Raw genomic sequence first — 18,103 nt, forward strand, 5'->3', positions numbered from 1 at the left:
TCGACGACAAGGACCGTCATGCCCCTGCCCCACGTGGATTTCCTCTACCTCTCCGAAGCCGACATGATCGCGGCCGGAGTGACCGACATGCACCAGTGCGTCGACACCATGGAGGAGATGTTCGCGCTGTTCGCCGCGGGCGACTACCGCATGACCGGTGAGAGCAACGATTCGCACGGCGCGATGATGACTTTCCCCGAGGTGTCGCCGTTCCCGAACATGCCGGTGCCCACGGAGGACCGACGGTTCATGGCGATGCCGGCCTACCTCGGCGGAGACTTCCAGACGACCGGCGTCAAGTGGTACGGATCCAACATCGCCAACCGCGAGAAGGGTCTGCCGCGGTCGATCCTCATGTTCACGCTCAACGACACCGACACCGGGGCGCCGCTCGCGTTCATGTCGGCGAACCTGCTGTCGGCATACCGGACCGGCGCCGTGCCGGGGGTCGGTGCGCGGCACTTCGCCCGCAAGGACTCGCGCGTCGCGGGGATCGCCGGGCCCGGCGTCATGGCACGCACGGTGCTCCTGGCCTTCATGGACGCGTGCCCGCTGATCGACACGCTGAAGATCAAGGGGCGAGGGGCGGAGAGCCTCGCGCGCTTCCAGGAGTGGGTGCGCGAGGAGTTCCCGACGATCACCACGATCGAGGTCGTCGACTCGATCGAGGACGTCGTCCGGGGGAGCCACCTGGTGAGCTTCTGCACCACGGGCACCGGTGCCGGCGGGTCGGAGAACTACCCCACGATCCAGCGGGAGTGGATCACGCCAGGGGCGTTCTTCGCGATGCCGTCCCTGTGCAACACCGACGACTCTTTGCTGGACAGCGACATCACGAAGGTCGTCGATGCGTACGGGTTGTACGAGACCTGGTACGAGGAGTTTCCGAAGCCGTCGTTCGAGCACATTCCGATGGTCGGGCAGAAGTGGATGGATCTCGTGAAGGCCGGGGAGCTCTCCCGTGACGCGCTCGTCGACATCGGCGACGTCGTCTCCGGAAAGCGGCCCGGTCGGCAGAGCGACGACGAGATCGTCATCATGTCGGTCGGCGGGATGCCGGTGGAGGACGTCGCGTGGGGGACGAAGGTGTACCGCAACGCCCTGGAGCGCGGCATCGGCCAGAAGCTGAACCTGTGGACCGAGCCGGCTCTCGCATGAGTGCGGCAGAGGTCATCCGGACCGTCGACGTCGCGGTGGTGGGTGCAGGCTCCATGGGATCGATGGCGCTGTGGCATCTCGCGAAGTCCACGGGGCTGTCGGTGCTGGGCATCGAGCAGTACGGACCGGCGCACGGCCACGCAGCGTTCGCCGGTGAGTCGCGTCTGTTCCGTGCGGCGAACAAGGAAGGTGCGCTCTACACGGCCGCTGCTCTCGAGGCCAGGGCGCTGTGGACCGAGCTGGAGCGTGAGACCGGGCGCCAGCTGCTGCTGAAGACCGGCGTCCTCGCGGTCGCGCCGGAGGGACATCCGTTCCTCGAGTCCACGCAGCGATCGATCGTGGAGGGCGATCTGCCGCACCGGTACCTCGATGCCGCGGAGCTCCGCCGGGAGTATCCGCAGTTCACCGTCGAGGACGGCGACATCGGGATCATGGACGTGCTGGGCGGCGGGTTGCGCTCGGAGCTGGCGGTGGCGACCGCGCAGCGGGCCGCGATCAGGCGCGGGGCGGAGATCCTGTACAACACCCCGGTGCTCGGCATCGATGAGGGCGAGAGCGGTGTCGTGATCTCGACATCCGAGGGGATCGTCCACGCGCAGAAGGTGATCGTGACGACCGGCGCGTGGACGACGAGGATCGTGCCGGAGCTGCGCGATCTGGTGAGCGCGATCGCCATCCCGCTCACGTGGTTCATGCCGGAGGACATCAGCCAGTTCACCCCTGACCGCTTCCCCTGCTGGATGCGCGACCTGGACGGCGACCATGCCTTCGGCGTCCCCACACTGGACGGCTACTCGGTCAAGATCGCCCCCACGACTCGTATCGACACGATCGAGGACCCCGACACAGATCCCCGCGAACTGTCGCGTGAGCAACTGCGGCAATGCACGGCGATCGCCACCCGGATGTTCCCCGGCATCCTGCCCGAGGTGGTCCGGTCGTCCATCCACCCGGAGTCGACGACGGCTGATCATGTCCCGGTCCTCGACGTCTCCGAGTCGGGGCGGATCGTCATCGGAGCCGGGTTCTCCGGCAACGGCTTCAAGTTCTCGCCCGCCTACGGGCGAGTACTGGCGCAGCTCGCCGAGAGCGGGGCGAGTGCGCTGCAGCACCCCCTGTTCACGCTCGGTCACCACCGGCGCCGTGCTCAGGCGCGCGCCGACGACCTCGTCCTCGCAGACGACTATCCGGTCCTCCAGGGCCACTGACACGAAAGACGGAACCGTTGATCATCACCAGTGTGAAGAGCGGAAGCAAGTTCGAAACCCTCGCGAGCTACTCGCGGGCCGTCGCGATCGGCGACTGGATCTTCGTCTCGAACACCGCCGGCATCGACTACGAGACGAGGACCCTGCCGGACACGGCGGCAGAGCAGCTGCGTCTCGCGATCGCCACCGTCGCGCGGGCGCTCGCCGCCGTGGATTCATCGCTCTCGGATGTCGTCCGGATCCAGGTCTTCGTCCCCGATGCGTCCGATCAGGACGAGACGATCGAGGTGCTCGGCGAGCTGTTCCGCGGCATCGATCCGGCGCTCACCATGACGCGCAGCCCGCTCGCGGGCGAGTACAAGGCCGAGATCGAGGTGACGGCGCACCGCGGGGCTGGGGCGGCGCGGCGTACACAGATCGATCTGTGAGCACTCGGCGACTCGGAGTGCGGGGCCTCGGGTGCGGCCAGGGCTGACAGATCAGCGGACCTCGCCCGCGTAGGACAGGCGCCGCGACAGGGCGGCCGCGGCGTCGCGCAGCTCGGACGGTCCGACGACGCGGAACGGGGCGTCGAAGCGGGCGATCGAGGCGAGGATGCCGGTCCACGACCAGGATCCGACCCTGACGCGGCACGAGTTGTCGTCGATCGGCTCGACGCTGCCGTCGCGTCCGATCCAGTGCGCGACCTCGCGGGCGGGCGCCTCGAGTACGAGCTCGCCGATGCACGGCCAGCGGTCGCCGGCATCCGACCCCTTCGCCCGCGCCGCGAGGTAGGTCTGCGCGTCGGCGGCGGGCAGTTCGCGGGGCGTGAAGGCGGGGCCGGTCGGGATGCGCGGGGTCATCCGATCGAGGCGGAAGGTTCGCCAGTCGTCAGCGTCGAGATCCCACGCGAGCAGATACCAGCGGCCCTCGCGGGCGACGACGGCGTGCGGCTCGGTGCGTCGGGCAGGGCGGTCGTGGTCGCCGTAGTCGAAGCGCAGCACGTGACGGTCGCGAACCGCTGCGCTGACGGCTTCGAGCACCGCGGGACCCACCCGTGTCTCGTTCTCGACGCCGGTGAAGCGGATGCCGTCGACCCGGTGGCGCAGGCGCGACGGCATGACCTGTCTCACGGTCGCGAGTGCACGGGCGGCTCCCTCGTCGATGTCGATCCCGGTGGCGGGCACGCTCTGCAAGGCGACGGCGATCGCGACGGCCTGCTCGTCGTCGAAGAGAAGGGGCGGGAGTTCGGAGCCCGCCGCCAGCCGATATCCGCCGTCCGGGCCCTTGATCGCGCTGATGCGGTACCCGAGCTCGCGCAGCCGGTCGACGTCTCGGCGCACGGTTCGGGGCGTCACGTCGAGGCGGTCGGCGAGCACCTGCCCCGGCCAGTCGCGCTGCGTCTGCAGCAGCGAGAGCAGGGTGAGCATGCGCGAGGAGCTGCCGGTCATGACATTCATTCTGCGTCAAGTAGAGGACCGAAACTATCCGCTTCTGTTGTGAAGGTTGCTCATGACGGCACTCCGCCGCGCATCACTCGAGGAGAGATCATGACCATCGCAACCACCACCCACCTCAACTTCCGCGGCACGGCTCAGCAGGCGCTCGAGTTCTATGCGAGCGTCTTCGGCGGCGAGGTGACCCTCGCGACCTACGGCGATTTCGGGATGCCGGCCGGGGTCCCTGGTGCCGACAGGATCGTGTTCGGGCAGGTCGAGAGCGCCGACGGATTCCGGCTCATGGCGTACGACATTCCGGGCGCGTCCGAGGATCTGCAGGCGACCGCGGGCTCGACGACGCGCGAGAACGGCACCACCGTCACCGACCGCACGTTCTTCCAGTCGCTGCGCGCCGACTCGCTCGACGAGCTCACCCGGTACTGGGATGCCCTCGCCGACGGCGCTTCGATCGTCGAGCCGCTGGCGGCATCGGCGTGGTCGCCCGGATTCGGCATGCTGACCGACCGTTTCGGCGTGACCTGGGTGCTCGACGTGCGGGCGGGGTTCGCGGGCTGAGCCGGGCGTCGTTCACAACTCAGCATGAACAGTGCCCGGTCGCGGCGGATCGGTCGTTTCACTGGCGACCGCACGCATCGGTGCTGAGTTGTGAACGGCGAACGCCGGTCAGTTCTTGCCGGAGTCGCCGTTCGACTTGTCCGCCTTGTCGGGTTTGTCGCCCTTGCCCGAGTTGCCCGAGTTGCCCGAGTTGCCGGAGTTGCCCGAGTTGCCGGAGTTGCCCGGCGTCTCGGCCTCGGTGACGGGCTCGACGGGCGCGTTCGCCGGCACGGTCTCGGCGGGCGTGGAGGCCGTGCGCACGACAGTGGCCGACGCGGTGCGACCGATGTCGGATGCCGGAGTGGTGAACGCCGCGAGTCCGACGACGAGCGCGCCGGTCGCGGCCAGACCGGCAGCCCCTGCGATCACCCGGTTACGGGTGCGGGTGCGGGCGCCGGTGCTCGGTCGCGCCCCGGCGACGTCGGCTGCCGGGAGCACGGCCGTCGCATCGGTGGATGCCGAGGTCGGACCGGTGGATGCAGGGTTCGCGGGGATGAATGCCTGGTTCGCCCGCCTCGACGGAGTCGCAGCTGCGATGGCCGCTGCCGCAGCATCCGACTCCGGCATCGCGGCCGTCGCCTCTTCTGCGGGTGGACCTCCGGCGCCGGCGACGATGGCGGCAGCCGCGGCAGCGACGGCCACTCCGTCGCTGTTCGCGGCGTACCCGCGCAGCAGGCCGCGGGCGGCCCGGGCCACCTCGGTCGCGGTCGGGCGCTCTTCGGGCTCGAGCCGCGTCATGCGGGTCAGCAGGTCGCGCCACTCCGTCGGCACGGTCTCAGAGATCCTCGGCGGCTCCGCCAGGCGTGCGATCGCGGCGGCGCGGCCTGATGCGAGCGACGGATACCCGGGCTCGCCGGTGAGGGCCTCCAGCAGCACGAGGCCGAGCGCGAAGATGTCGACCGGAAAGCCGGGGTCGAGATCGCGCAGCTGCTCGGGCGCCATGTAAGTGAGTGTGCCGAGCACGATTCCCGGTGTCGTGAGCCTCGTGTCCTCGATCGAGCAGGCGATGCCGAAGTCGGCGAGCTTCGCGGCCAACGGGCGGCTGGCGCGCCCGCGTGCGAGGAGCACGTTCGACGGTTTGATGTCGCGGTGCACGATCCCGGCGCCGTGCACGGCGGTCAAACCCTCGGCGAGGTCGCGGGCGATGCGGGCCACGTCGCGGGGCGGGAGAGGGCCGGCTGCCATGCGCTCGGCCAGGGTCGGCCCGTCGACGAACTCCATCACCAGGTATTGCGGCCGACCGGGCACGAGCTGAGCATCGTGCAGCGTCACCAGCGATGGGTGGCTCAGCGACGCGAGCAGCGCCTTCTCGGTGTGCGCGCGCTCGATCGACGCCACGGGGCCTTCACCCTCGTGGATCATCTTGATCGCGACGGTGCGTCCGAGATGGGAATCGTCGGCGCGGTAGACGGTCGCCATGCCGCCCTTGCCGACGCGTTCGTGCAGTACATATCGTCCATCGAGCAGGGCCGCCGTCGGCGACATCACTTCCAGCGCCATGGCTCGCTCCTCGGGTGCATCCGGGTCATGCATCAGACGACCGTATCGCTGTTCGCCGGCGGGATCATCGGGGTTGACGCGAGAGCGAAACGGTGGATGCCGTCGTCGCGCGTCGAACGACGCGAGGTCGCCTCGGCATCCGACACGGGGTGATCCATCACGCGATCGACCTCGTGAAGCCGATGCTCGCAGGCCTGTCAAGGGGGTCTTCGGGTGTCCGAGGCCCCAGGTAGGAAAGAGGAAGATCGAAAGGACTTCAGGCATGGCCGCAGGTGACATCGAGACGTTCCAACGTGACGGGATCTGGTTCAACCGCATCGAGGGCGAATCCCGCACATTGGGGTCGAGCTTCGAGACCGAAGACGAAGCCGTCCGAGTCGGGCGCGGAGCAGCTGCGGCACGACAGGTGCAGCACGCCGTGCGCACCGAAGACGGCCCGTCCGACACGGGCAACCTCCACGACTGGCATCCACGCGATCTCATGAACTGATGGGCGCGGTGCCCGGAGAGTCGGAACGAGGGATGCTGCTGCAGGCGTGTCTCAACGGAGCGCGCGACGTCACCGAGCATCCCGGATTGAGCGCCGACCCGACACTGGCGGCCGCGGATGCGGCGAGGGCGGTGGCGGCCGGCGCACAGGAGATCCATGTGCACCCGAAGGATGCCGAGGGCAACGACACCCTGGATGCCGATCACGTCGCGACCTGGCTTCGGGCGTTGCGATCGGCCTGCCCCGATGTGCCGATCGGCGTCACCACCGGAGCGTGGATCGAGCCCGACGTCGAGAAGCGGGTGGCTGCCATCGCCGCGTGGACCGAGCTCCCCGACTACGCATCCGTGAACTGGCACGAGACGGGCGCCGATCGTGTCGCTGCACTGCTGTCGAGCCGAGGCGTCGGCGTCGAGGCGGGCATCTGGGACGCGACCGGTCTCGAGGCGTGGAGCACATCGCCGTCACGCGCGGAGTGCACGCGGGTGCTGATCGAGCTGCCCGACGAGGCCGCCGAGGTGGTGCGCCGTCACGCCGAGGGACTGATCGCGCACGTGCGGCTCGACGACCCGAGCATGCCGATCCTGCTGCACGGCGAGGAGCGTTCGGCCTGGCCGGCGCTCACGCTGGCGGCCGAGCTTCGTCTCGACACCCGTATCGGGCTCGAAGACACGCTCACGCTGCCCGACGGGCGAAGCGCTCCCGACAACGCGTCGCTGGTGCGTGCGGCATCCGTGTTCACGTCCGCCTACTGACGACATCCGTCACTCACCGACACGAGACTCGTGCGACCGCGTCCGGCGTCTTTAGGCTGGAGGCTCCCACCGTGAACGCCGCGGCGAAGGATGTCGTGAAGGAGCACCCGTGTCCGAGATCCAGACGAACCTCTCGTGGGCGACGTTCACCTCATCGGGCGCGGGTGCTCGTCGCGCGGCGGCGACGAGAGCCGCCGTTCGATGTCGGATCGCCGGCTGCTGAGGACCGACATCATGACTGACGACCGCTCGTACACCCACCCGCACCCCTTCGACTCCCGCACGAGGTTCGACCTCGATCGCCCGGAGAGTCGCAAGTGGAGCCTGCATTCCGGGCACATCGGCGCCTGGGTCGCAGAGATGGACTTCGGCGTCGCGCCGGTGATCGCCGAGGCCATGCATCGCGCGATCGACGAGGAGAACCTCGGATACCTGTCGCCTCCGCTTGCCGCTCGGTTGGGCGAGGCGACGGCCGACTGGATGCATGGCCAGTACGGGTGGGATGTCGACCCGGAGCGCGTGCACCCCGTGTCGGATGTCATGGCCGCTCTGCGCGTCGCGGTCGAGGAGTACGCGCCCGCCGGGTCGCCCGTGATCGTGCCGACTCCGGCATATATGCCGTTTCTGACATATCTTCCTGCGATCGGGCATCCGGTGATCGAGGTTCCCGGTGTCGAAGTGGATGGCCGCTGGCACCACGACCTGCAGCGCATCGACGAAGCGTTCGCCGCGGGTGCCCGCACCCTCGTGCTCTGCAACCCGCACAACCCGACCGGAACCGTGGTCGAGCGCGCAGAGCTCGAAGCGCTCGCAGAGCTCGTCGAGCGGCACGGCGGTCGGGTGTTCGCGGATGAGATCCACGCGCCGCTGCGCTTCGGCGGCCGCCCCTTCATCCCTTATGCATCGCTGTCGGATGCGACCGCCGCGCACACCGTCACCGGCACGAGTGCGTCGAAGGCGTGGAACATCCCGGGGCTCAAGACGGCGCAGCTGATCACGTCGAACGATGCCGACCAGGAGCTCTATCGCCGCTTCGGCTTCTCGGTGCAGCACGGCGCCGCGACGCTCGGGGTGGTCGCGTCGACCGCCGCGTACCGCGAGGGCAAGCCCTGGCTCGATCACGTGCTCGACTACCTCGGCGGCTCACGCGAGCTCGTCGCATCGCTGGTCGCCGAGCATCTGCCCGGGGCGGTGTATCGCGAACCGGAGGCGACCTATATCGGCTGGATCGATGCTCGCGGCCTGGGTATCGACGGCCCACCCGCCGCATTCTTCCGTGAGCATGCGGGCGTCGTGCTGACGGAGGGCGCGCTGCTCGGACACGGGTACGAGAACTTCGTCAGACTCGTGTTCGCGGCCCCGCGTCCGATCCTGCGCGAGGCCTTCGCCGCGATGGGAGTCGCCGTTCGCGACCGCTGAACCGCCGCCCTGCGCTCGTGCTCAGACCGAGAAGATGCCGGGATGCCCAGTCGAGCCGCCGCGGCGGCGAACTCGACATCAAAGGTTCGCCTCGTGTTCGGGACGCCTCGCGTGCGTGGTCAGTTCTACCCCCAGAGCAGCCGTTTCGGGTGCGAAAGTGACCCCTCAAGAAGCGGCGCGCAGGCGGCCGAACGGCGGCTAGGCGGAGACCGAGGCCCGCCCGGCGAGCGCAACGGCAATTCGTTCGACGGCCTCGACCATCACCGGACGGGGCAGCGCGAACACGAAGCGCGTGTACCCGATGGCGGCCTCACCGCAGGCGGCGCCATCCGTCATCGCGACCCCCGCGTGCTCGCGGAACCATTCGCCGAGGTCACCCGTCAGCCCGGTCTCGCGGAAGTCGAGCAGGGCGATGTAGCTGCCCTCGGGTACGATCATCCGCACGCCGGGGAGCTTCTCCTCGACGAGCTGCGCCAGCATCCGCCGGTTGCCGTCGAGGTAGTCGACGACCTCGCCGAGCCACTCGCCGCCTGACGTGTAGGCGGCGGTGTTCGCGATGACGCCGAGGGTCGAGGTGCCGTGGCCGGGCCAGAATCCGAGGCGTTCCCAGAGCTCGGCATCCGCGTCGTTCGAGATGATCACCTGCGCGCACTTGAGGCCCGCGAGGTTCCACGCCTTCGAGGCGGAGGTCGCGGTGAACGTGTGGGCTGCGGCGGCATCCGACACCGAGGCGTAGGGGATGTGCCGGGCCGGGGCGTAGATGATCGGCGCGTGGATCTCGTCGGCGAACACCCGGCCGCCCGCGTCCGTCACGACCGACTCGATGGCGAGCAGCTCGTCCCGCGTCGCGACTGTGCCGAGGGGGTTGTGCGGGTTGCAGAGCACCAGCATCTCGCCGCCGTCGCGGAACGCCTGCGCCACGGCCTCCAGGTCCATGACCCAGCGTCCGTCGACCTCGATGCTCGGCACCTCGATGACGCGGCGGCCGCGCATCGGCGGAACCAGGAGGAACGGCATGTATGCGGGCGTCGGCACGATGATGGCCGAGCCGGGAGTGGTGAAGTTGTCGATCGCCAGCTCGAATGCGGCGATCACATCGGGCACGTGGTGCACCCGCTCAGGAGCGATCTGCCAGCCGTACGAGTCGGAGTACCAGCGCGCCGTCGCCGCGGAGAGGTCCTTCGCCAGCTTCTCGGGCAGGTAGCCGGTGACGCCCAGGTCGAGAGCATCCTTCACCGCGGTGGTGACGGCAGGGGCGAGCCCGAAGTCCATCTCGGCGACGAAAGCGCCGATCATGTCGGGGAACGTCGTCCATTTCATGCTGCCCGCGTGGCGCAGGTCGTCGTGCGTGATGTGGTCGAACGTGCCGGAAGTCATTCTTCAATCCTTCCACCGGTGAGATGCGCGCGGGCGATGCACGGCTTCGGATGTCGGGTCGAGAAACGCCGAGAGAGCGACGGCATCCACCGGCCAGTCGGGCGTCGGATCCGAAGCCGTGCCAATGGGCGCGATGCGTGCGGAGCCAGTTCCGCATCGGAAACCGACGTCGCGGATGCACAACTGGCCCCGCACGAGAGCACACACCCCCGCCACACCATTGAGCACCCACCTCGACCGTGCCAGGATTGCCCCGACTCGGCTCACCGGGGGCGGGGACGAAGGGATTCTCATGCAGCTGGCGATGATCGGACTCGGTCGGATGGGTGCCAACATCGTGCGCCGCCTCATGCGGGCGGGGCACGAGTGCGTGGTCTACGACGTGAACGCCGATGCGGTGCAGGCGCTGGTCGCCGAAGGGGCCACAGGTGCCGACAGCATGGCTAACCTCGCGTCGAAGCTCGAGGCGCCGAGGGCCGTGTGGATGATGGTGCCCGCCTCGCTCACCGGATCCGTCGCCGACCAGGTCGCGGAGGTGCTCGACGCGGGCGACATCCTGATCGACGGCGGCAACTCGAACTACCGCGACGACGTCCGGCGAGCGAAGGCCTTCCGCGAGCGCGGCATCCACTACGTCGACGTGGGCACGAGCGGTGGCGTCTTCGGGCTCGACCGCGGGTACTGCCTGATGGTCGGCGGGCCGGATGAGGCCGTGCAGCGCATCGAGCCGGTGCTGAAGACGATCGCTCCGGGTGTGGGCGAGATCGAGCGCACGCCCGGTCGCACGGGAGACCTCACGCCGGAGGAGCAGGGGTATCTGCACTGCGGTCCGTCGGGTGCGGGGCACTTCGTGAAGATGGTGCACAACGGCATCGAGTACGGCATCATGGCGTCGATCGCCGAGGGCCTCAACCTGCTGCACAACGCGGATGCCGGAGTGCGCGAAGCCGAGCATTCCGCCGAGATCGCCCCGCTGGAGGAGCCGGAGTTCTACCAGTTCCCGATCGACACCTCGAAGGTCGCTGAGCTGTGGCGCCGCGGGTCGGTCATCTCGTCGTGGCTGCTCGATCTGACCGCTGCCGCGCTCGCCGAGAATCCCAAGCTCGACGGTCTCGCCGGCCGCGTGTCCGACTCGGGCGAGGGTCGCTGGACGGTCAAGGCCGCGGTCGACGTGGGGGTGCCCGTGCCGGTGCTCGCGGCATCCTTATTCGAGCGCTTCGCCTCGAGGGACGAAGACCGCTTCGCGAACCAGGTGCTGTCGGCGATGCGTCTGCAGTTCGGCGGGCACCAGGAGCTGCCCGCCGGAGACGTGCTCGAGGCGGGATCGCGCAAGGCGGAGTCCGACAGTGCCTGACCCAGACGCGGTCGTTGCGCGAGCGGAGCGAGACGAAACGCCCGTCCGCATAGCGAGCTCCGCGGATGCCGAGAGCATCGCCGAGCTCCTTCACGCCTTCAACACCGAGTTCGACACCGAGACGCCCGGTGTCGCGGTGCTCGCGAAACGCCTGCGCACCCTGCTCACCGAATCCTCGACGTTCGCCGTTCTCGGCGGAGATCCGGCGGTCGGGGTGGCTCTGGTGACGCTCCGCCCGAACGTGTGGTCGGACGGTCCGGTCGCGCTGCTCGACGAGATGTACGTCGCGCCCGAGCAACGCGGCGGTGGCGTGGGCAGCGCGATCCTGCGGCGGATGGTCGAGATCTGCCGCGAGCTCGGAGTCGCAGCGATCGAGATCAACGTCGACGAATCGGATGCCGGGGCGATGCGCTTCTACGAACGGCACGGCTTCAGCGGCACCGACCCGGACTCGGGCGAGCGAGCGGTCTACTTCTACCGGGCGTTGGGAGGCGGCGGGTAGACGGCGTGCAGATCCCGGTGGCTATCCTGGCGCCATGGATCCTTTCCTCTTCGTGGTGCTCCTCTATGTCGGCGGCTTCCTCATCAGCCTGCTCATCCTGTGGTTCGTCATCTACACGGCCGTGCGCGCAGCGCTGACGTCGCACCGGCAGGCGATGGCGGACGAGAGGCGACCGGCGCAGCGCTACGTCGCCCACTGACGTGAACGGGGTCTTCGTCGTCACACTCGGAGGTCGTGAAGCGACTGGACTCGACTCCGAGGTTCTCGAAATCTGGTCCGATGTGTTCGGAGCGGTAGAGGATGCAGACGACTGGCGAACATCGATCTGGGAGCGCCATCGATCGCGGGCGGGCTTCCGCCTGGTTACCGCGCGCGAGGGCGATCGGTTGGTCGGGTTCGCGTGGGGGTACACGGGTGAGCGAGGGCAGTACTGGTCGGACCTCATTTCACGCGAGCTCGGCCCGCGCGTCGATGAGTGGATCGGCGGCCATTTCGAGTTCGTCGAGCTCGCGGTGATACCGCACGCTCGTGGTCGCGGTATCGGTCGAGCATTGCACGATGCGCTCCTCGCCGATCTGCCGCATGAGCGTGCGCTCTTGTCGACGTCTGCCCGGGCAGACGATCCGGCCGTTCGTCTTTACTCGTCGTGCGGGTGGGGGTCGCTCGGAACGTATGGCGAAGATCGGCAGGTCATGGGCCGCGCCCTTCGATCGCGAGGCGAAAACGACGGCTTCTGTTGAGAGGCATGCCCTGACTGTTGCATCGGGTCCGAACGCACCTGCATCCGCTCATCAGTCGCAAGCGATGCCGTCTCCGTCGCGGTCGAGGTCGTAGATGTCGCTGCCGATGATCGTGACAGGACCCTGGGTGTAGGAAGGCCCGTTGCCACTGCCGCCCGCGCAGTCCACGTCGGTGTCGATCGGAACGCAGGCTCCCGCGTAGTTCGGGTCGCATCCGCCGCCGCCCTGCTGCACCAGCGGGACGGGTGCTGCCACCGGAGCGGGAGCCTTGCTGCCGATCGAGGTCACCTCGTTCACCGGGGCGGTCTTCACGACCTCGCTGACGACCTCACGGGACACCTCGACGCCGTCGACGAGTGTCACACGGTAGGTGATCACCGTGACGCCGTTCACCCCGACCGTGGTCACGGCGCTCGTGCCTTGAAGGCTCAGCGGGTCGTCGGCCGTCGTCTGCACGAATGGGACGACGACCTCTTCAGACACGGTGTCGAAGGTCGTCGGGGTCGGTGTGGGAGTCGGACTCGGCTTCGGAGTCGTTGTCGGCACGGCAGCGAAGGGCTTCGGGCTGGAGGCGGTCGGAGCCTCGGCGCCACCCGTGCTCGCGCTCGCGATGCCGCCGCCGGTGACGAGCAGCGCTGCCAGGCCGAGGGCCACCAGGCCGGACGGGCGCGATCGGAGTCCGAGGGCAGGCAGCGGGCGTGCCAGCAAGACGATCAGCCCCACTGCGACCACCGCGGTCACTGCGAGGACGATCGCGATCGGAGACAGCCGCGCCAGCATCCCGCCGACAACGAGTGCGCTGACGATGATTCCGGTCGTGCGCCATCCGGTGCGTCGTCTGGCCGGTGCGGATGCTGTGGGGGCCGCGACCGTCGTGAGCTGCGTCGTCACGGCCGCGGCCGGCGAGGGCGCTGTGGCGCCCGTCCATCGCACGCCGTCCCACCAGCGCAGCTGATTCGGATTCTCAGGATCGGGATGCCAGGCGGCAGGCGGCTGAGACATGAAGAGTTCCCCTCGACTGTGAGGCGACGAATCGCCGGCGCCCCCAGAGCGCCACTGCCTGTATACCGGTACGTCGGTGCGCCCGACAACTGTCGAATCTGAAACGTGATGATGCCTGTTCGGTGGTGGCGGCCGGCACTACTCGCGGGTCGTGGTCAGCTTCGAGCGATACTCCGAGACTGCCTGAACGATCTGGCCGACGACGTGTCGCAGTTCGCCCGTTTGACGCTCCCTTTCGTCGCCATCTCCGCACTCGAGGAGAGCGCTGATCAGTGCATCTTTCGCGCGTTGACGGTCGATTCCCTCGGCCACCTCGAAAGCGAGCACGTCGAAGTCCCGCTCGTCGTATCGAGACAGGGTGGCCCGTACGCGTCCGATCGTGGGGTCGTCGCTCGTCAGGTGCAGATATGCCCGCAACTCCGGATCGAATCCCGTTCCGCCGATGTGCGCGATCTCCGCAGTGGCGGTGTCGAGCCAGACATACAGCCACGATCTGTCGGGACGAATGCGACCACTCCGAACGGCGATGACACGAGGGTGGGGGAGATTCATCCGCCCACGATATTCCCTGCCTGCGATGACTTGTGCGACGGCGGGGTGTCGGCCCCGGAGGCTCGCCAGTACCTTAGTGCGCATCCCACGTCACCCACCGCCCGTATCGAAGGAGATCGGCGAGATGAGACCACTGCGCTACGCGATCAACGTCACGCTCGACGGCTGCGTGCATCACGAGGCGGGCGTCGCTCCCGATGAGGAGCTGATGGGCTTCTGGACGGCGGAGCGAGCGGATGCCGTCATCTACGGCCGAACGACCTACGAGATGATGGAGGGCGCCTGGCGGCGTCCGGAATCGGGGGTGTGGCCCGACTGGATGGATGAGTGGGAGATCCCGTTCGCCGATGCCCTCGACCGCGTGCCGAAGCATGTGGTGTCGAGCACGCTGGAGTCGGTCGACTGGAACGCCGAGCTGGTGTCCGGCGATCTGGGCGACGCCGTCCGACGGCTGAAGGACCAGCCGGGCGAGGGGTTGTCGGTGGGTGGCGTGAGCTTGCCGCTCGCGCTCGCCGAGCTGGGGTTGATCGACGAGTACATCTTCGTCGTGCATCCGATCATCGCCGGGCACGGTCCCAGGCTGCTCGACGGCCTGAGCGAGCGCCTTGCGCTCGAACACATCGAACGACGGGAGTTCGCATCGGGAGCGGTCGTGCAGCGATATCGACCGGTGTTGGACCCCCTGCCCTGAGCCTGCACGCTGCCCGGGGGCGCCGCACCCGATCCGGCGTCGCCGTCAACAGGGCCGCGTGCCGCCCATGCCGTTATCCACGACGCAGCCTCCGGAGCCGCCGACCTGTCCGCCACCGGGAGGGCCGCCGCCGCCGGGCTTCGTACCTCCGCTGTTGGCAGGGGGCCTGCTGCCGCCGTTGTTGTTGCTCGATCCGCCGTTGCTGCCGCCGTTGCTGTTCGCGTTCTGCTGGCGGGCAGCTTCCTCGGACGCGAGGCGTCGCGCTTCCTCCTCAGCGAGGCGTGCGGCCTCGGCTTCGGCAGCGAGACGAGCGGCCTCGATCTCGGCGGCGATGCGAGCGGTTTCCTCAGCTTGGAACACGGCGAAGTCCTCGGTGAGCGTCGTGGTCGTCTCATCGAGCGCAGCCGCATCGGCAGTGGCTTCCGTCGCCAGTTTCGTGAGGGCGGCGGCCTCATCACGGTCAGTGCATTCGTCGGGGATGACGACATTCGAGAGCTCGACGCTGGCATCGGTGACAGCCGCGATCTGCTCGGCACCGCTCGAGCGTGCGGGGACGGCGTCGACTGCCTCCTGGGCGGGGACACCCTCGCTGGCTTCGACCGCCTCGATGGCGTCGACGGCTTCCGCCCCGGGGCGGTCGGCGTAGTTCGCGCTGATCCACCCGTCCGTGTCGGGGAGCGCGGTGATGGCGACGGACTCGAGTGCGTTCTCGGCGTCGGCGACAGACTCGGTGGCGGTCTTGGCAGCTGCGGCTCCGGACTTGAGTGCGACTGTGCACTGGCGAAGAGTCTCCTCGGCCTCCGCCTGGGCTACGGCAACCGAGGTCGCGGTGATTCCACCGGCGAGCACGACCGCCGCAACGGCAATGAGCGCGATGGTGCGCTTCTTCGAGCGGCGCTTCACTGCCGGTGCCTCCGACGGGCTGCTGATCTCGTCAGACACGGTCGTCTCCTGGGTGGACATCTGAAACGGGAGTACGGGGAGCATGCGCACGTCATCACGCAGCGCAGAAAGCACGTTCTCATTGCTTTACGAGGGTTTTCACCTACCCGTACTGTGCAAACTTATCGGTCTTCGCGATGCTCGTCACACGCCAACGCCCATACCCTCGCCTGGCCAGCGGAGGTGAAACCGCTCCTACCTGGTTAGCCTGTTCTAGTGCCCCGTCCTCGAAGTGAAGCCGCGCGCCAGTCCGTGCTCGAGGCGATGCGCGCCGCGGTCGTGGCAGGCGAGTACGAGGCCGTGACGATCGAGGGGCTCGCGGAGTCTGCGGCAGTCTCCAAGCAGACGATCTACCGCTGGTGGCCGTCGAAGGCGGCGATCCTCGGTGAGGCTCTGCTCGAGGGAGAGGTGCCCCTCGCGGATGCGACCGTCGCGATGAGTGACGACATCCGCGCCGACCTGCACGCCTGGTTCTCCGCGATGTCCGCCGGCATGGAGCGGCCCGAGGGCGTCGCGCTCGCGCGGGCGCTGATCGCGGTGACCGCCACCGACCACGAACTCGGTCTCGCGCTCAACGAGCGTCTCGCCGCGCCGATCCGCTCGTGGGTCGCCGAACGGATCGCACGCGGACAGGCGGCGGGCGAGATCCGCGAGGACGTGGATGCCGCCGCCATCGCCGATCAGCTCATCGCCATGGCGTCGTACGCCGCGCTCATCGGTCAGCCGTTGAGCGCCGAGCGCGTCGAGGAGACGGTGACTCGGCTGCTCCGAGGGATCGCTCGCTAGATGCCGCGCACGCCGCTCATTGCGAAGCGGTAACGACGCCGCGCCGAGACCAGGCCGGCCGATACGTTTAGGCCGATGAAAACTCCACTCCGCCTCGCGACGGCCCTCGCTGCTGTCTTCCTTCTCACCTCTTGCAGTGCTCCCGCTGTTGACACCACGGGCGACTCGACGTCGGCTCCTACCGAACAGGTCGAAGAGGTAGAAGAGGCACCTGAGCCCGTCGATCTCACCGGTGAGTGGAAGCAGACGAACTCCGGCGCAGAAGACAGCTTCCAGTCGGCCACGATCACCGGGCAGACCATCGAGGTCTTCTGGAACAGCCCCGACATGCAGGCGATCTACTGGGCCGGAAACGTCGAGGTCCCGGCCGACGGGTCGACCTCATTTACTTGGGACTCCGTGAACGACAAGACCAAGACGGACAACGCTCTCATGGCCTCGAGCGATGATACGAAGACCTTCACCTATGCCGACGGTGAGCTTTCGTATGAGCTCACCGCCCTCGGCACCACGATGACGGTTCGTCTCGCGAAGCAGTGATCGACTGTCTCTGATGCTCTCGCTGGACTGGATTCTCCGAAGCGCCGACATCCGATCCGACGAGACCATGGTGATTCGCCATGCCTATGTGCGCGAGCATGAGGACAGCGGACTCCAGGGCATCCATGCCGACTCGACCGACGACGAGATCCTCTATTACACGAGCCGGCAGAGTGCGACGCAACGAGTATTCCCCGTCACGCCCCCGCAGTATTGGATCGTCTTCATCCGCGAAGACGGAGGGCGTGCTCGCTTCTGGGCGGTTGTCGAGAACCACGGCGAGGCCTGGAACGACGGCAGGCAGCGCGCGTTCACCCTGACGGTGTCGAAGCAGATGGACGACCTGCGGAACAGGCTCGTCATCGGCTGGAAGTCTCCTCGCGCCTGGTGGATCAACGGGGTGACGGCTGCGCCGTACCCTGTTCTGGAGATCGCAGACTCCCAACCGATTCCGTTCCCGGGGTTCGATGCCCTGGTTCTCGATCACCCGCAGCTTCAGGCGGTCATGCGTGACCACCGGTACGCGTCGTGGCGCACCGCGCTGGCTTCGGTGAAGGGGATCTACCTGATCACCGATACGCGCGACGGTCGCCACTACGTCGGGAAGGCCGATGGGTCGGAGAGCATCCGTCAGCGCTGGGCGGTCTACGCCACGAACGGGCACGGCGGGAACGTCGAGCTGCGCAACCTCGAACCCTCGACCTTCCGCTACTCGATCCTTCGAGTCTTCGATCCGGCGACGCCCGAGCGCGATGTCAACGAGGCTGAGGATCACTACAAGCGAGCGCTCGACTCACGTCGCTGGGGACTGAATCGCAACTGAGCGCGGAGCCGGCGACGAGACGGTCGCTCGGCTGCTGCCGGGACCGCGCGGTAGGCAGTTCGGGCGAAGTCGATGGCGGTTAACCTTGCCGTGAGTACTCGACGTCGACGACGGGAGTTGGAATGGTCATCGCTGACATCACGGCCGTTCCGGTGTCGAGGGAACGCAAGGCCGCATACCTGGACTTCTCGAAGCGGATGGCCGGGGTCTACCGCGACCACGGTGCGATCA

The 18,103-nt window shown here is 68.1% G+C and carries 22 protein-coding genes; 15 read left to right on the plus strand and 7 right to left on the minus strand.

Going from position 1 to position 18,103, the window contains the following annotated elements:
- The first annotated feature begins 18 nt into the window (after nucleotides 1-18).
- Genes MRBLWH13_RS17095 through MRBLWH13_RS17105 form a run of 3 tightly spaced genes read left to right on the plus strand, consistent with a single transcriptional unit; the run spans nucleotide 19 to nucleotide 2,794 of the window.
- Nucleotides 19-1,158, plus strand: coding sequence for a tyramine oxidase subunit B (locus tag MRBLWH13_RS17095; RefSeq protein ID WP_341956106.1), 1,140 nt, complete (start codon nucleotides 19-21; stop codon nucleotides 1,156-1,158).
- A complete protein-coding gene (gene solA, locus MRBLWH13_RS17100) occupies nucleotides 1,155-2,366 on the plus strand; it encodes an N-methyl-L-tryptophan oxidase (RefSeq protein WP_341956107.1) in 1,212 nt (403 codons plus the stop codon). Before MRBLWH13_RS17095 ends, solA begins: the two co-directional genes overlap by 4 nt.
- A 17-nt stretch (nucleotides 2,367-2,383) precedes the next feature.
- Nucleotides 2,384-2,794, plus strand: a complete 411-nt coding sequence (locus MRBLWH13_RS17105; RefSeq protein ID WP_241795808.1) for a RidA family protein — start codon at nucleotides 2,384-2,386, stop codon at nucleotides 2,792-2,794.
- 51 nt (nucleotides 2,795-2,845) lie between these two features.
- On the opposite strand, the gene MRBLWH13_RS17110 is transcribed toward MRBLWH13_RS17105, so the two are convergent.
- Nucleotides 2,846-3,796: a WYL domain-containing protein gene (locus tag MRBLWH13_RS17110; protein WP_341956108.1), complete on the minus strand. Its 951-nt coding sequence runs from the start codon at nucleotides 3,794-3,796 to the stop codon at nucleotides 2,846-2,848.
- A gap of 99 nt (nucleotides 3,797-3,895) precedes the next feature.
- Here MRBLWH13_RS17110 and MRBLWH13_RS17115 point away from each other — a divergent pair, with 99 nt between their 5' ends.
- Nucleotides 3,896-4,360 (plus strand): VOC family protein, encoded by a 465-nt coding sequence (locus MRBLWH13_RS17115; RefSeq protein ID WP_341956109.1) that lies wholly within the window; start codon nucleotides 3,896-3,898, stop codon nucleotides 4,358-4,360.
- Nucleotides 4,361-4,468: 108 nt separating this feature from the next.
- On the opposite strand, the gene MRBLWH13_RS17120 is transcribed toward MRBLWH13_RS17115, so the two are convergent.
- The gene (locus MRBLWH13_RS17120; protein WP_341956110.1) at nucleotides 4,469-5,932 is read right to left on the minus strand and encodes a protein kinase; all 1,464 of its coding nucleotides are present in this window, start codon (nucleotides 5,930-5,932) and stop codon (nucleotides 4,469-4,471) included.
- On the minus strand, nucleotides 5,932-6,057 hold the full coding sequence (locus MRBLWH13_RS17125) for a hypothetical protein (RefSeq protein ID WP_341956111.1): 126 nt from the start codon (nucleotides 6,055-6,057) through the stop codon (nucleotides 5,932-5,934). Before MRBLWH13_RS17125 ends, MRBLWH13_RS17120 begins: the two co-directional genes overlap by 1 nt.
- 104 nt (nucleotides 6,058-6,161) lie before the next feature.
- Between MRBLWH13_RS17125 and MRBLWH13_RS17130 the strand changes: the two genes are divergently transcribed.
- From MRBLWH13_RS17130 to MRBLWH13_RS17140, 3 genes are all read left to right on the plus strand, one after another.
- A complete protein-coding gene (locus tag MRBLWH13_RS17130) occupies nucleotides 6,162-6,389 on the plus strand; it encodes a DUF2188 domain-containing protein (RefSeq protein WP_341956112.1) in 228 nt (75 codons plus the stop codon).
- Nucleotides 6,389-7,144 (plus strand): 3-keto-5-aminohexanoate cleavage protein, encoded by a 756-nt coding sequence (locus MRBLWH13_RS17135; RefSeq protein WP_341956113.1) that lies wholly within the window; start codon nucleotides 6,389-6,391, stop codon nucleotides 7,142-7,144. Before MRBLWH13_RS17130 ends, MRBLWH13_RS17135 begins: the two co-directional genes overlap by 1 nt.
- Before the next feature lie 234 nt (nucleotides 7,145-7,378).
- On the plus strand, nucleotides 7,379-8,563 hold the full coding sequence (locus tag MRBLWH13_RS17140; protein ID WP_341956114.1) for an aminotransferase class I/II-fold pyridoxal phosphate-dependent enzyme: 1,185 nt from the start codon (nucleotides 7,379-7,381) through the stop codon (nucleotides 8,561-8,563).
- 198 nt (nucleotides 8,564-8,761) lie between these two features.
- Here MRBLWH13_RS17140 and MRBLWH13_RS17145 read toward each other — a convergent pair whose 3' ends face one another.
- Nucleotides 8,762-9,940: an aminotransferase class I/II-fold pyridoxal phosphate-dependent enzyme gene (locus MRBLWH13_RS17145; RefSeq protein WP_341956115.1), complete on the minus strand. Its 1,179-nt coding sequence runs from the start codon at nucleotides 9,938-9,940 to the stop codon at nucleotides 8,762-8,764.
- 292 nt (nucleotides 9,941-10,232) lie between these two features.
- On the opposite strand from MRBLWH13_RS17145, the gene gnd reads away from it, so the two are divergent.
- From gnd to MRBLWH13_RS17165, 4 genes are read left to right on the plus strand one after another with little or no spacing between them, the layout of a single operon-like run.
- Nucleotides 10,233-11,294, plus strand: a complete 1,062-nt coding sequence (gnd, locus tag MRBLWH13_RS17150) for a phosphogluconate dehydrogenase (NAD(+)-dependent, decarboxylating) (protein WP_341956116.1) — start codon at nucleotides 10,233-10,235, stop codon at nucleotides 11,292-11,294.
- Nucleotides 11,287-11,796, plus strand: a complete 510-nt coding sequence (locus MRBLWH13_RS17155) for a GNAT family N-acetyltransferase (RefSeq protein WP_341956117.1) — start codon at nucleotides 11,287-11,289, stop codon at nucleotides 11,794-11,796. The genes gnd and MRBLWH13_RS17155 overlap by 8 nt, the downstream gene beginning before the upstream one ends.
- 34 nt (nucleotides 11,797-11,830) lie before the next feature.
- Entirely contained in the window at nucleotides 11,831-11,995 is a 165-nt protein-coding gene (locus MRBLWH13_RS17160) for a hypothetical protein (protein WP_341956118.1), read from the plus strand.
- 1 nt (nucleotide 11,996) lies between these two features.
- Nucleotides 11,997-12,536 carry a GNAT family N-acetyltransferase gene (locus MRBLWH13_RS17165; protein WP_341956119.1) on the plus strand — a complete coding sequence of 180 codons (540 nt, stop codon included), beginning with the start codon at nucleotides 11,997-11,999 and terminating at the stop codon, nucleotides 12,534-12,536.
- Between the two features lie 51 nt (nucleotides 12,537-12,587).
- Here the strand turns inward: MRBLWH13_RS17165 and MRBLWH13_RS17170 are convergent, their stop codons facing one another.
- On the minus strand, nucleotides 12,588-13,538 hold the full coding sequence (locus tag MRBLWH13_RS17170; RefSeq protein WP_341956120.1) for a G5 domain-containing protein: 951 nt from the start codon (nucleotides 13,536-13,538) through the stop codon (nucleotides 12,588-12,590).
- Nucleotides 13,539-13,676: 138 nt separating this feature from the next.
- Nucleotides 13,677-14,090: a hypothetical protein gene (locus tag MRBLWH13_RS17175; RefSeq protein WP_341956121.1), complete on the minus strand. Its 414-nt coding sequence runs from the start codon at nucleotides 14,088-14,090 to the stop codon at nucleotides 13,677-13,679.
- 124 nt (nucleotides 14,091-14,214) lie between these two features.
- Between MRBLWH13_RS17175 and MRBLWH13_RS17180 the strand changes: the two genes are divergently transcribed.
- The gene (locus MRBLWH13_RS17180; protein WP_341956122.1) at nucleotides 14,215-14,781 is read left to right on the plus strand and encodes a dihydrofolate reductase family protein; all 567 of its coding nucleotides are present in this window, start codon (nucleotides 14,215-14,217) and stop codon (nucleotides 14,779-14,781) included.
- A gap of 45 nt (nucleotides 14,782-14,826) precedes the next feature.
- Here the strand turns inward: MRBLWH13_RS17180 and MRBLWH13_RS17185 are convergent, their stop codons facing one another.
- Entirely contained in the window at nucleotides 14,827-15,723 is an 897-nt protein-coding gene (locus tag MRBLWH13_RS17185; protein ID WP_341956123.1) for a hypothetical protein, read from the minus strand.
- Nucleotides 15,724-15,939: 216 nt separating this feature from the next.
- Between MRBLWH13_RS17185 and MRBLWH13_RS17190 the strand changes: the two genes are divergently transcribed.
- From MRBLWH13_RS17190 to MRBLWH13_RS17200, 3 genes are all read left to right on the plus strand, one after another.
- Nucleotides 15,940-16,509 (plus strand): TetR/AcrR family transcriptional regulator, encoded by a 570-nt coding sequence (locus MRBLWH13_RS17190; RefSeq protein ID WP_341956124.1) that lies wholly within the window; start codon nucleotides 15,940-15,942, stop codon nucleotides 16,507-16,509.
- Between the two features lie 75 nt (nucleotides 16,510-16,584).
- Complete coding sequence (locus tag MRBLWH13_RS17195) at nucleotides 16,585-17,049, plus strand: hypothetical protein (protein ID WP_341956125.1); 465 nt, start codon at nucleotides 16,585-16,587, stop codon at nucleotides 17,047-17,049.
- A 13-nt stretch (nucleotides 17,050-17,062) separates the two neighbouring features.
- On the plus strand, nucleotides 17,063-17,872 hold the full coding sequence (locus MRBLWH13_RS17200) for a GIY-YIG nuclease family protein (RefSeq protein ID WP_341956126.1): 810 nt from the start codon (nucleotides 17,063-17,065) through the stop codon (nucleotides 17,870-17,872).
- The last annotated feature ends 231 nt before the right edge of the window (nucleotides 17,873-18,103 follow it).

Source organism: Microbacterium sp. LWH13-1.2 (genome assembly GCF_038397735.1).
In the GTDB taxonomy this organism is placed as follows: domain Bacteria; phylum Actinomycetota; class Actinomycetes; order Actinomycetales; family Microbacteriaceae; genus Microbacterium.